At 65.0% G+C, this 12,448-nt stretch carries 11 protein-coding genes and 1 tRNA gene; 4 read left to right on the forward strand and 8 right to left on the reverse strand.

The window, feature by feature from the left end; translation table 11 throughout:
• Window positions 1–1,113 (forward strand): ATP-binding cassette domain-containing protein (locus FJ471_RS32435; protein WP_140809667.1); only part of this gene is annotated, 1,113 nt, incomplete at its 5' end.
• A gap of 23 nt (window positions 1,114–1,136) precedes the next feature.
• Here FJ471_RS32435 and FJ471_RS32440 read toward each other — a convergent pair.
• The gene (locus FJ471_RS32440; protein ID WP_140809669.1) at window positions 1,137–1,466 is read right to left on the reverse strand and encodes a hypothetical protein; all 330 of its coding nucleotides are present in this window, start codon (window positions 1,464–1,466) and stop codon (window positions 1,137–1,139) included.
• A gap of 201 nt (window positions 1,467–1,667) precedes the next feature.
• On the opposite strand from FJ471_RS32440, the gene FJ471_RS32445 reads away from it, so the two are divergent.
• Window positions 1,668–2,291: a glycosyltransferase family 2 protein gene (locus FJ471_RS32445; protein WP_246684889.1), complete on the forward strand. Its 624-nt coding sequence runs from the start codon at window positions 1,668–1,670 to the stop codon at window positions 2,289–2,291.
• 56 nt (window positions 2,292–2,347) lie between these two features.
• Here the strand turns inward: FJ471_RS32445 and FJ471_RS32450 are convergent, their stop codons facing one another.
• The 3 genes from FJ471_RS32450 to FJ471_RS32460 form a co-directional block, all read right to left on the reverse strand.
• A complete protein-coding gene (locus FJ471_RS32450; RefSeq protein WP_181179896.1) occupies window positions 2,348–2,671 on the reverse strand; it encodes an Hpt domain-containing protein in 324 nt (107 codons plus the stop codon).
• 87 nt (window positions 2,672–2,758) lie between these two features.
• Window positions 2,759–2,835 (reverse strand) — tRNA-Pro (locus tag FJ471_RS32455).
• A 203-nt stretch (window positions 2,836–3,038) separates the two neighbouring features.
• The gene (locus FJ471_RS32460; RefSeq protein ID WP_140809671.1) at window positions 3,039–3,917 is read right to left on the reverse strand and encodes an NmrA/HSCARG family protein; all 879 of its coding nucleotides are present in this window, start codon (window positions 3,915–3,917) and stop codon (window positions 3,039–3,041) included.
• Between the two features lie 99 nt (window positions 3,918–4,016).
• Here FJ471_RS32460 and FJ471_RS32465 point away from each other — a divergent pair, with 99 nt between their 5' ends.
• Entirely contained in the window at window positions 4,017–4,916 is a 900-nt protein-coding gene (locus FJ471_RS32465) for a LysR family transcriptional regulator (RefSeq protein WP_140809672.1), read from the forward strand.
• 46 nt (window positions 4,917–4,962) lie between these two features.
• On the forward strand, window positions 4,963–7,203 hold the full coding sequence (locus tag FJ471_RS32470) for an AGE family epimerase/isomerase (protein WP_140809674.1): 2,241 nt from the start codon (window positions 4,963–4,965) through the stop codon (window positions 7,201–7,203).
• On the opposite strand, the gene betB is transcribed toward FJ471_RS32470, so the two are convergent.
• The 4 genes from betB to betC all read right to left on the reverse strand — a co-directional run.
• Window positions 7,197–8,660, reverse strand: coding sequence for a betaine-aldehyde dehydrogenase (gene betB / locus FJ471_RS32475; protein WP_140809676.1), 1,464 nt, complete (start codon window positions 8,658–8,660; stop codon window positions 7,197–7,199). The genes FJ471_RS32470 and betB overlap by 7 nt on opposite strands.
• 58 nt (window positions 8,661–8,718) lie before the next feature.
• Window positions 8,719–10,371, reverse strand: coding sequence for a choline dehydrogenase (gene betA / locus FJ471_RS32480; RefSeq protein WP_140809678.1), 1,653 nt, complete (start codon window positions 10,369–10,371; stop codon window positions 8,719–8,721).
• Window positions 10,372–10,374: 3 nt separating this feature from the next.
• A complete protein-coding gene (locus tag FJ471_RS32485) occupies window positions 10,375–11,385 on the reverse strand; it encodes a threonine/serine dehydratase (RefSeq protein ID WP_181179898.1) in 1,011 nt (336 codons plus the stop codon).
• Window positions 11,382–12,448: choline-sulfatase (gene betC, locus FJ471_RS32490; RefSeq protein WP_246684890.1), on the reverse strand; the 1,067-nt coding region annotated here is incomplete at its 5' end. The genes FJ471_RS32485 and betC, both read right to left, overlap by 4 nt.

Genomic DNA, 12,448 nt, shown 5'->3' on the forward strand with positions numbered 1-12,448 from the left:
GCGCTGGCCAACGATCCCGACATCCTGATCGCCGACGAGCCGACGACGGCGCTCGACGTCACCATCCAGGCGCAGATCCTGATGCTGCTTGCCGAATTGCAGCGCAAGCTCGGCATGGCGATCGTCTTCATCACCCACGATCTCGGCATCGTGCGCCGCTTCGCCGACCGCGTCTACGTCATGCGCCAGGGCGAGGTGGTGGAGGAGGGCGGGGCGGAAGCGCTCTTCGCCAACCCGCAGCATGCCTACACGAAGATGCTGCTTGCGGCCGAGCCGACCGGCACCAAGGCGGCGCCGCCGGCCAGTTCGCCAGTGCTGCTCGAAGGCCGCAATGTCGAGGTCGTCTTCAAGATCGGCGGCGGCTTCCTCGGCGGCGAGCCGCTGATGCTGCGCGCGGTGGACAGGATCTCGATCCGGCTGAAGCGCAACCAGACGATCGGCATCGTCGGCGAGTCGGGTTCGGGCAAGTCGACGCTCGGCCGCGCGCTGCTGAGGCTGCTCCCCAGCGACGGCGTCATCCGTTTCGGCGACCGTGACATCTCCGAGGCGGATCGCCAGGCGATGCGGCCGCTCAGGCGCGAATTGCAGCTCGTCTTCCAGGATCCATTCGGTTCCCTGTCGCCGCGCATGACCATCGGCCAGGTGATCACCGAAGGCCTTTTGGTGCACGAGCCCTCGCTTACCGGCAAGCAGCGCGACCAGCGCGCCGTCGAGGCGCTGCGCGAGGTCGGCCTCGATCCCAACGCTCGCAACCGCTACCCGCACGAATTCTCCGGCGGCCAGCGCCAGCGCATCGCCATTGCCCGCGCCATGATCCTGATGCCGAAAGTGGTGGTGCTGGACGAACCGACCTCGGCGCTCGACCGTTCCGTGCAGAAGCAGATCGTCGAGCTGCTGCGCAAGCTGCAGGCCGACCACGAATTGTCCTACCTGTTTATCAGCCACGACCTCGCGGTGGTACGCGCGATGGCCGACTACATCATCGTCATGAAGCAGGGAAAGATCGTCGAGGAAGGTCCGACCCAGGAAATCTTCGACAACCCGCGCGAGGCCTACACGCAGACGCTGATGAACGCGGCGATCGATTCGACACGGTTCCGCATGAGCGCATGAAGGCCGGCTCCGTCAGGCTCGCGTCATTGCGGCGACGGGCACCTCTGCCTCCGCGTCGCGACGATCACCTGCTGCTGCTGCTGCTGCCTGTCGATCCGGGCGGTTTCGCGATTGGCCACCGCTGTCTTCACGCGCTCGCCGCCGAGCAGCCAGCTTGGCACGCTGGTGCCGGCCACCCTGCCGCGGGCGATTGCCGTGCGCGAAATATCGGTGGCGGTGTCGCCGACCGCATTGTTGAGCTCTGGGCAGTTCATTTTGTCGTATTTCGCCGGGCTGATCGACGCCGTGGTCGATGAACAGCCTGCCGCCAGAAGCAGCGTCGCGATCGAAATGGCTGTAAGCTTGAACGTCATTCTCTCATTTAGCCGCTCTGCCGGCTCCACGCTCCACGAACCAAGGACAGGACGTCATTAGGCCAAAGTAATGGCCGGCTGTCGAGCATAATGGATGGCGGCGGCCATTTCGGCTGCCTGTTCGAAGTGGAACCGTCAATGCGGAAGGCCAATCGAAGGAATCGCTCTCGAGGTTGAGGTCTGCGCTCAGGCGCCGAAGTGGTGGCGGTGGGCGGCTTCACCAAGGGCTCGATGGGCGAGGACCTCGATCTCGTCATCAAGCTGCACCGCCATATGCGCGACAAGAAGCGCAAATACCGCATCCAGTTCATCCCCGAGCCGGTGTGCTGGACCGAGGCGCCGGAAACGCTGAGCGTGCTCGCCCGCCAGCGCTCGCGCTGGCAGCGCGGCGCGCTCGAATGCTTCTTCCGCTACCGCTCGATGCTGTTCAACCCGCGCTATGGCCGCGTCGGCTTCCTCGGCTTCGGCCACATCTTCATCGTCGACGTGCTCGGGCCGATAGCGGAAGTGCTGGGCTATATACTGATCCCGGCCTTCTGGCTGCTCGGCATACTGTCGGCCGAATATCTTCTCGCCTTCACCGCGCTCATCTTCACCTATGGCGTCTGCGTCAGCGTCTGCTCGCTGATCCTGGAGGAGGCCGAGCTGCAGCGCTTCCCCCGCGCCAGGGACCTCGCCGTGCTGACGGCCGCCGCCGTGATCGAGAATTTCGGCTACCGCCAGCTCAACAATTTCTGGCGCGTGAAAGGCTGGTGGCAGTTCCTGCGCGGCAACCAGGGCTGGGGAGAGATGACCCGGACCGGCCCCGGCGGCGCCAAGAAATAGGCGCGGCCGGCGGCATCAGCCCGGCGCCATTGGTGCCAGCGTCAACCCAGCGCCATTCACGCCAGCGTCCGCTCGATCTCCGCGATCAAGCCATCGAGCGCCGCCCGCACGCTTGCGCCATCCGCCTGCTCGATAAGCAGTGTCTCCAGCGCCGACGCCCGCGCGCTGATCTCCGCAAAGCCGAACGTGCCCGCGGCGCCGGCGAGCGAGTGGGCGAGCCGGATGAGCAGATCGTTGCCGGGGAGGGGAGCGGCCTGAAGCGCGATGGCTTTCAGCTCGGCGAGCTGATCGGTACAGCGGGCGAGGAAACGTTGGCGGAGCGGGGCGAAGGGATCGTTTGCGACGAGGCTGGCTCCATTGCGAGATATGCACGCGAGCAAGCTGGACCGAAAGGTTCGGGTCCTGTTCTATTCTTCTGCGGAGACATCCGTTAGCGGACTGCAATACCGCTAACCCATTGTCTTTTCTGGTCGGAGTGGCAGGATTTGAACCTGCGACCCCCTCGTCCCGAACGAGGTGCGCTACCAGACTGCGCTACACTCCGTGACCAGACCGCGGGCTTATAGCTGCCACTTTCCAATCCTGCAAGCGTCAATGACAGCACTTCTGTCGCATTTCGTCGGCTTTCGCCGTTGGCCGTTTTGACCTCGCGGCAGAGCAGGCGGGCCGGCTGCGCCAAATGGGCAGCGGACCGACCCTTTGGATCGGCCGATCCGCGTTCATTGCGGCTCCTGGCACCCACCGTGCTCAGACGGCTGGCTGGGCTAGCACGCTCCAGTCGAATGCTTTCGCCCAGTCGGCAAAGCTGTGCCAGCGAACGTCCGGAAAATCCCGGCGCAAGGCGGCGATATCGACGTCGTAACCCTCGCGGTCGAACCATTCGAACATCAGCGCCGCATCCTCGCTTTGCTGGCGGGCCGCCGCGATCGGGATTTCCTGATAGGCGATCGGGCGGCCGATGACCTCCGACAGGATCCTGGCTTGCTCCTCGCCGGATAACTCGTCGCCGGCGAAATCGAAGCGCTTGCCGAACACGTTTTCGCGCCGCTCGGCGAGCGCTGCGACGAAGGCGCCGATGTCTGCCAACGCGACCAACTGCAAAAGGCGCTTGGTAGGGACGGGGAAGGCATGCGTGCCCTGGCTCAGCGCGCCGATCGACCACGGCGCGACAAAATTCTCCATGAAGGCGACCGGGGCGCTGATCGTATAGGGGATGCCCAGCCGCTCGATATGCTGCTCGACCCGATACTTGCTGTCGAAATGCGGAATGCCGGTGTTCCTGTCGGCGTCGGCGACCGACGAGTAGATCAAGTGACCGACGCCGGCAGCCTTTGCCGCGTCGGCCGCGATGATGCCTTGCCTCGTCTCTTCCTCCAGCCCGGCCTCATAGCTGTTCCCCATCAGGAACATAGTGTCGACTCCGCGTGCTGCCTTCACAATCGACGCCGCATCGGAGAGGTCGCCGGCCACGATTTCGGCGCCGTCTGCTGCCAGTTGCCGCGCGGCCTTACCATCCGGCGAGCGCGTCAGCGCTTTGACGCGATGCCCCTTTGAAAGCAGGACGCGCGCGACCGCGCCGCCTTGCTGGCCCGTGGCGCCGGTCACCAGAATGTCTTTTTTGGTCATTTCGTTTTGCTCCTTGTTGTCCATGGAGCGAAGTTAGGCGTTGTCAAATTGATGCATAATTGCCTATAATTGAAAAACTTTGTTCCATCTACAGATACAATGCTCGACCTCAACGACATCATGGTCTTTGCCCGCGTTGTGGAAGCCGGAAGCTTCACCGCCGCCGCGCGGCTGCTCGCGATGCCCAAGACGACGGTCAGCCGCCGCGTTGCCGCGCTCGAGCGCGAGGTGGGGATCCGGCTGTTGCAGCGCACGACTCGCAGTCTCGGCATGACTGACGCCGGCCGCCTCTATTACGAGCAGAGCAGCCAGGCGTTGCGCATGATCGAGCAGGCAAATCTGCATCTTGCCGAAGCAAGGGCGGAACCGACAGGCACCATCCGCATTTCCGCGCCAGTAGGCTTCGGCCCTTATTTCCTCAACCGGGCCGTCCTCGACTTTCTCGACATGTATCCGAGGACCAAGATCGAGCTTCGGCTCACAGACGAGAGGCTAAACCTTGTCGAGGAAGGAATAGATCTCTCCTTCCGCACCGGCGTCCTGAAGGATTCGACGCTGATCGCTCGCAAGCTCGGCGCAGCGCCCAGGCTGCTCTGCGCCAGCCCGGACTACCTGGCGCGCAATGGAGCGCCGGGCACGCCGGCGGACCTGGCTGGCCACGATTGCGTGATTGCCGGGCCCTCGGCCGTCGGCGCCCACTGGGTGCTGGACGGTCCGGATGGGCAGGAGACGGTCACGGTGGCCGGGCGTTTCGCCGCCAACGAGATGCAGGCGGTCGTCACGGCCGCCCTTGCCGGTTACGGCATCGCCCAGATCCCCAATGCAATGGCGGAAACGCTGATAGGCGAGGGGCGGCTGCGCAGGGTTCTTGTCGGTCATACCACGCCCGTCGGCGGCCTTTATGTCCTCTATCCGAGCAGCCGGCATCTGTCGCCGCTGGTGAAGGCCTTCATCGATCTGGCAGCCGAGCGGATTTCCAAGCGTGTAAACACCGCTTAAAGCATCTGTGCTACCGGATCGGCCAACTTTTGAGCGTGAGACCCGAATGACCGAGCGCATCGTCAGTTTCGTTATGAGTGGCGGCGTCGGATCGCGGCTGTGGCCGTTGTCGCGCGAGGACAATCCCAAGCAGTTCCACGACTTCTCGGGCGATGGTTCCATGCTGGCCAAGACCTTGCGCCGGCTGGCGGCGCGTTCGCAAGGCGAGACGCCGATTTTCCTGATCGCCGCGGAACGTCACGCCGAGCGTGTCCATGCCGACCTCGCCGGTGTCGATCTGGCCGGCGGCGGACCGCTGTTCGAGCCGACGGGCCGCAACACCGCGGCCGCGGTGGCGCTTGCCAGCCTGCGCACGCTCTCCGAATATGGCGACGAGCTGGTGCTGGTGGTGCCGTCCGACCATGAGATCTCGACGTCTCACCAGTTCTGGCAAAGCATCGAGGCGGGCGCGGCGGCGGCAAATGCCGGCCGGCTCGTGGTGTTCGGCCTGAAACCGGCACAGCCCGAGACGGGCTATGGCTATATCGAGGTCGGGGCCGGCAAGGACGGTGTCTTCGACGTCTCGCGCTTCGTCGAGAAGCCGGATGTCGCCGCCGCGCAGGCCTATCTCGACGCCGGCAGCTTCTACTGGAACACCGGCATCTTCCTGTTCCGCGCCGGCGCCATGCGCGATGCCTTCGCGGCCTACGAACCGAAAATCTGGCACGCGACGGAGGCCGCCTACAAGGCCGCGACCAGCGATCTGTCCGGCCTCTATATGCCGCTGGAACTCTATTCCGCGATTCCGTCGACCTCGATCGACTACGCCATCATGGAGCGCGCGAAAGACATCGCCATGGTGCCCGCCGGCTTCCGCTGGAACGACCTCGGCTCCTGGCAGTCGCTGCTCGATGTCGGCCCGTCCGACAAGCACGGCAACGTCATCCTGGGAGACGTCGTCGCCATCGATTGCGAGAACTCCTATATCCGCGGCGACGGTCGCCTGCTTTCGGCGATCGGCATGAAGGACGTGGCCATCGTCTCCACCGCCGACGCCACTTTCGTCGCGCCGGTCAGCCACAGCCAGCACGTCAAGAAGATCGTCGAGCAGCTGGAGAAATCCGGCCGGCTGGAGACCAGGTTCACGCCGGCGCATGACCGTGTCATCGAGAGCGGCGCCTGGCGGCGGCGCGTACGCCACTGGCTGTTCGACGAGACATTGCCGCTATGGTCGACCCTTGGCGTCGACGAACGCCATGGCGGCTTCCACGAGGCGCTGGGCTTCGATGCTTCCCCGCTGATGAAGCCGAAGCGCATGCGCACGCAGGCGCGTCAGGTCTATGCCTTCGCGGTTGCCAAGGAGCGCGGCTGGGACGGCCCGGCGGACCGGCTGATCGCGCATGGCATCGACTTCATGGCGGGGCAGGGCCGCACCGGGCGTGGCGGCTGGGTGCGCACGCTCAACATCGACGGTTCGGTCGCCGATCCGGTGGAGGACGCCTACGATCATTCCTGCGTGCTGCTGGCGCTGGCGCATGCCCATATGTCGGGCCATCCAGACGCGTTGCGGCTCGGCGAGGAGACGTTCGCCTTCCTCGATGCGCATCTCGAAGATGCCCGCATGACCGGCTTCCTGGAAACCTCAGACGGCGCGGAGGAACGGCGTTCCAACCCGCACATGCATCTGCTCGAAGCCTTCCTCGCCTGGCACAAGGCGACGGGCGAGCGCGCATATCTGCGCCGCGCGGCGCGCATCATCGACCTTTTCCGCAGCCATTTCTTCGATGCCGAGAGCTGGACGCTCGGCGAATATTTCGACGAGGGGTGGAAGCCGGCGGCGGGCGAGAAGCGGATCTGGACCGAGCCTGGCCATCATTTCGAATGGGCTTCGCTGCTGGTCGACTTTGCTGCCCGCAGCGGCCAGAGCGAACTCACCGCCTTCGCCCGCAAGCTCTACGCATCGGCCATTGCCAACGGCCTCAACCGCGCCACCGGCCTTGCCTATGGCGCGGTCTCGCGCCAGGGCCTGCCGCTCGACACGGTCTCGCGCAGCTGGCCGCAGGCCGAGGCGATCAAGGCGGCGATCGCGCTCGACGGCTCGGGCGGTCCGGATCTCAAGCCCGAGATCGAGGCGCGCGTCGGCCGCCTGTTCCGCTGGCACATCGACCCGGCGCCGCTCGGCCTGTGGATCGACCGCATCGACGAGCGCGGCCGCTCGCTGGCAACCGAGGTGCCGGCGAGCATCTTCTACCATCTGGTCTGTGCGCTGACGCAGTATCTGGACGGGACGGCGGAGAAGTCTCAGTAAGGCGCCGCCACGTCCCCGGTCTCGACATAGACCGCCTTCAGCTGCGAATAATGCGCCAGCGCGGCAAGCGAATTCTCGCGGCCGATGCCGGACTGCTTGACGCCGCCGAAGGGCATTTCCACGGGCGTCAGATTGTAGGCGTTGATCCAGCAGGTGCCGGCCTGCAGCTCGGCGATCACCCGATGCGCGCGCGGCAGGTCGCGCGTGAACACGCCGGCCGCCAGCCCGAATTCGGTGTCGTTGGCGCGCTCGATCACCTCGTCTTCACTGTCGAACTTCAAGACGCTCATCACCGGCCCGAAGATTTCCTCGCGCGCGATGCGCATATTGTCGGTCACACCGGTGAACACCGTCGGCTCGATGAAGAAGCCACCCTCGAAACCTTGCAGCGACGGCACGTTGCCGCCGCAGGCGAGGCTCGCTCCGTCCTGCTTGCCGGCTTCGATATAGGAGACGACCTTGTCCTGCTGCGCCTTGTTGACCAGCGGCCCCATCTGCGTTTCCGGATCGAGCGGATCGCCGATGCGGATCTTTTTCGTCCGCTCGACCAGCCGTTCGACGAAACGGTCATGCAGGCCCTTCTGCACAAAGACGCGCGTGCCGTTGGAGCAGATCTGGCCGGTCGAATAGAAATTGCCGAGCATGGCGCCGCCGATGGCGTTTTCGAGATCGGCGTCGTCGAAGACGATGAGCGGCGACTTGCCGCCGAGCTCCATCGTCGCGAGCTTCATCTTCGAGCCGGCGAGCGACAACACCTTGCGGCCGGTCGGCACCGAGCCGGTCACCGAGACTTTTGCCACGACATCATGGCCGACGAGACCGGCGCCGACATCGCCATAGCCCTGCACGACATTGAACAGCCCGTCGGGCAGGCCGGCCTCTGAGTAGATCTCGGCCAGCGCCAGGGCCGACAGGGGGGTGTTCTCCGAAGGCTTGAACACCATGGCATTGCCCATGGCCAAAGCCGGCGCCGACTTCCAGCCGGCGATCTGGATCGGGTAGTTCCAGGCGCCGATGCCGACGCAGACGCCGAGCGGCTCCCGCCGCGTATAGGCGAAAGGCCCGCCGAGATCGATCATCTCGCCGTTGAAGGCGGCGACCGCGCCGGCGAAATATTCCAGGCAATCGGCGGCCGAAGGCGCATCCGCCACCAGCGTCTCCTGGATCGCCTTGCCGGTGTCCAGCGTCTCGATGCGGGCGAGATCGGCGTTGCGCGCGCGCAGGATGTCGGCTGCACGGCGCAGGATGCGGCCGCGCTCGACCGGCTTCAGCCGCGCCCAGCCCGGCTGCGCGGCCCGCGCGGCTTCGATCGCAAGCTCCAGCACGTTCGAGGTCGCCGAATGCAAGGTGGCGATGGTCTCGCCAGTCGCCGGATAGATCACCGGCAGTGGCGCGCCGCCTTCGTCTTCGATGTAGCGGCCATTGACATAATGCGATGCCGTCGGCTGTGCGCGCATGGCTTTTCTCCGTTCATTGGTCGCTGGGCGGGGAGGGCGCGCCCGCCCGGACAATGCCCTATCGGTCCGCCACCTGCCAGCGCGGATTGATCCACGGTTCCTGGTTGGATGGCGCCAGCGGCGTGCGGCCGAGGATGTGGTCGGACGCCTTCTCGCCGGTCATGATCGAGGGCGCGTTGAGGTTGCCGTTGGTCACCCGCGGGAAGATCGAGGAGTCGGCGACGCGCAAGCCTCCGACGCCGATCACCCGGCATTCCGGATCGACGACGCTGGTCAGGTCGTCGGCGCGGCCCATCCGGCAAGTGCCGCAGGGATGATAGGCGCTTTCGGCATGGTCGCGGATGAAGGCGTCGAGCTCGTCATCCGACTGCACTTGGCTGCCCGGCGAAATCTCCTTGCCACGGAAACCGTCGAACGCCTTCTGGCCGAAGATCTCGCGCGTCAGCCGGATGCAGTGGCGGAACTCGCTCCAGTCGTCCGGATGCGACATGTAGTTGAAGCGGATCATCGGCTTGGTCTTGGGATCTGGCGAACGCAGCGTCACCGAGCCGCGCGACTTCGAGCGCATCGGCCCGACATGCGCCTGGAAGCCATGCGACTTCGCCGCCGACTTGCCGTCATAGCGCACCGCCGCCGGGATGAAGTGGTACTGGATATCGGGGTAGTCGATGCCGGCCCGCGAGCGCACGAAGGCGGCCGCCTCGAAATGGTTGGTGGCGCCAAGCCCGGTCTTGAAGAACAGCCACTGCGCGCCGATCAACGCCTTGGAGAAAGGGTTGAGCACCGAGTTCAGCGTGATCGGCTTGGTCGATTCCTGCTGGATGTAAAGCTCCAAATGATCCTGCAGGTTGGCGCCGACGCCTGGACGGTCGGCGATCACTCGGATGCCGTTTTCCTGCAAATGCGCGCCTGGGCCGATGCCAGACAGCATGAGGATCTTCGGCGAATTGATCGACGAGGCCGCGACGATCACCTCGCGTCGCGCCTTAACGACCTGAATCTGTTTGTTAGCTTCGATCTCGACACCGACCGCGCGTTGATTCTCGATCACCACGCGCCGCGCGAAACCCTTGAGCAGGCTAACATTTCCGCGTTTCAGAGCCGGCTTCAGATAGGCGTTCGCCGCCGACCAGCGGCGGCCGCCCAGAATGGTCTGCTCCATCGCCCCGAAACCTTCCTGCTTCGAGCCGTTATAGTCGTCGGTGAGTTCGAAACCGGCTTGGCGGCCCGCCTCGACAAAGGCGCCGTAGAGCGGATTTTTCCGCGTGCCGCGCTGCACATGCAACGGTCCGCTTTTGCCCCGCCAGCCATCCTCGCCGCCGTCGGAATCCTCCATGCGCTTGAAGTAGGGGAGCACGTCGGCGAACGCCCAGCCGGCTGCGCCCTGGTCGGCCCAGTGGTCGAAGTCATGCGCATGGCCACGCACATAGACCATGCCGTTGATCGAGGAGGAACCGCCGATCACCTTGCCGCGCGGCGTGGCAAGCACGCGCCCGCCGAGATGCGGCTCGGGCTCGCTGGCGAAACCCCAGTCGTAAAGGCTCATGTTGAGCGGGATCGACAGCGCCGACGGCATCTGGATCAGCGGCCCCATATCGGTGCCGCCGAACTCGATGACGATCACCGAGTGCTTGCCGTCTTCCGACAGCCGGTAGGCCATGGCCGAGCCGGCGGAGCCGGAGCCGATGATGACGAAATCCGCTTCAAGCATTGTTCATATGCGCCCATCGTTCATATGTGAGATGAAATCGGCGAGCGAGACATTGCCGCCGGTTGCAATCACAAGGACGGTTTTTCCCGCCACATCCACTTTGCCGCCGAGAAGTGCTGCCAGCGATGCCGCGCCCGAAGGTTCCAGCACCAGCTTCATACGCTCGAAGGCGATCTTCATCGCCCGCCGAACCGAGGCATCGTCGACGGTGACGCCGCGCACGCCGGCGGCACTCACCGCCGCGAACGGCGCGTTGCCGGGCTTGCGCGCCATCAGCCCGTCGCAGATCGATTTCGGCCCGATCGGCATCGTCTCGATCGCGCCATGCGCCAGCGACGAGCCCATGCCGTTGAACCCTTCCGGCTCCACCGCGATAATTTCGGTCTTCGGCGACAGATAGTGGAAGGCGAGCGAGACACCGCCGATCAGCCCGCCGCCACCGACCGAGCAGAACACCAGGTCGGCATGCGCCTTCTTCGTCGCCAACTGGTCGAGCGCCTCAAGCCCCGCGCCGGCCTGGCCCGCGACGATTTCCGGATCGTCGAAGGGATGGAGCAGCGTAAGATGCTCGGTCTCGGCGATCTCCCGCGCCTTGGCGGCGGCGACCTCCTCGCGGGCGCGCTCGCCATGGTCTGTCAGCACCACCCGCGCACCATAACCGGCCGTCGCATCGCGCTTGGCGGCGGGTGCGTCGATCGGCATGACGATGGTGACCGGAATGCCCAGCGCCTGGCCGGCGGCCGCCAGCCCCTGCGCGAAATTGCCGGAGGAATACGCCACCACGCCCTTTTTCGCCTCATCCGGCGAAAGTCGGCTCAGCCGCCAATAGGCGCCGCGAACCTTGAAGGAGCCCGCCCATTGCAGCGACTCCGGCTTGACGAAGACGCGCGCCGCGCCGGTCTCCCTGGCTAAAGCCGCCGACTCCAGGAGCGGCGTCACCTGCGTGGCCGCCGCGGTGACGGCATAGGCCTGCTTCAGATGATCAAGTGTAGGGATGAGAATGTCTGCCATCATTCGCCTCTCGGATACCGTTTGCTCTCTTCGAGATTGTCGAGGTTCATGTGATTGCGCATGTAGCGTTCCGACGCCTTTTGCAGCGGCTGGAAATCCCAGGGATAGTAGGCGCCGTTGCGCAGCGCCGGGTAGACGACCCAGCGGCGCGCCTGGCTTTCGCGCACGGCGGCGTCGAAGCTCGCCATGTCCCAGCGGGCCCTGACTTTTTCCATGAATGCCGCCACCAGGGCAGCGTTCGCCGGATCTTCAGCCAGGTTGTCGCGCTCGAGCGGATCGGCTTCGAGATCGAACAGTTGCGGCGCGTCGAGTTCGCAATGGACGAACTTGTATTTGCCGTCGCGGATGGCGACCAGCGGCGCGTATGAGCCTTCGGCCGCATACTCGATCAACACCGGCGCCGTGCGCGCCTTGCCGTCGAGCAACGGCAGCAGCGACTGGCCATCGGTCCAAGGCGCGATTGCAGCGATATCGATGCCGGCGAGGTCGCAGAGCGTCGGCGTCACGTCAAGATTGGAAACCGGCGCCTCGATGAGGCCGGCAGGCACGCCCTTGCCGGCGATCATCAGCGGCACCCGCGCCGAACCCTCGAAGAAGCTCATCTTGAACCACAGGCCACGCTCGCCCAGCATGTCGCCGTGATCCGAGCAGAACAGGATGACGGTGTCGTCGAGCATGCGGGTGCGCTTGAGGACATCCAGAAGCTCGCCGAGCTTGTCGTCGACATAGGAAATGTTGGCGAAATAGCCGCGCCGCGAACGGCGCACCTGTTCAGGCGTGATCTCGAAGGATTGATAGTCGCTGGCGCGGTAGAGCCGCTGCGAATGCGCATCCTGCTCGTCATACGGGATGAACGGTGTTTCCGGATCGAGCGCCTGGCAGTGCTCATAGAGGTCCCAGTACTGCTTGCGCGCGACATAGGGGTCGTGGGGGTGCGACAGCGAGACGGTGAGGCACCAGGGCCGACGGCCCGCATCGTCCTGTTCGCGCGAAAGCAGTACTGGGACCTCTATGAGCACTGCCAGGCGCTCGATCCGGAAACACCGTTCATCCCGTATGACGAGCA

This window comes from Mesorhizobium sp. B2-7-1, assembly GCF_006440735.1.
Classification (GTDB): Bacteria; Pseudomonadota; Alphaproteobacteria; order Rhizobiales; family Rhizobiaceae; genus Mesorhizobium.

Coding starts and splice junctions, on each gene's coding strand:
- FJ471_RS32470 (WP_140809674.1), top strand. CDS start 4,963: ATGACCGAGCGCATCGTCAGTTTCGTTATGAGTGGCGGCGTCGGATCG.
- FJ471_RS32465 (WP_140809672.1), top strand. CDS start 4,017: ATGCTCGACCTCAACGACATCATGGTCTTTGCCCGCGTTGTGGAAGCC.
- FJ471_RS32440 (WP_140809669.1), bottom strand. CDS start 1,466: ATGACGTTCAAGCTTACAGCCATTTCGATCGCGACGCTGCTTCTGGCG.
- betB (WP_140809676.1), bottom strand. CDS start 8,660: ATGCGCGCACAGCCGACGGCATCGCATTATGTCAATGGCCGCTACATC.
- FJ471_RS32460 (WP_140809671.1), bottom strand. CDS start 3,917: ATGACCAAAAAAGACATTCTGGTGACCGGCGCCACGGGCCAGCAAGGC.
- betA (WP_140809678.1), bottom strand. CDS start 10,371: ATGCTTGAAGCGGATTTCGTCATCATCGGCTCCGGCTCCGCCGGCTCG.
- FJ471_RS32485 (WP_181179898.1), bottom strand. CDS start 11,385: ATGATGGCAGACATTCTCATCCCTACACTTGATCATCTGAAGCAGGCC.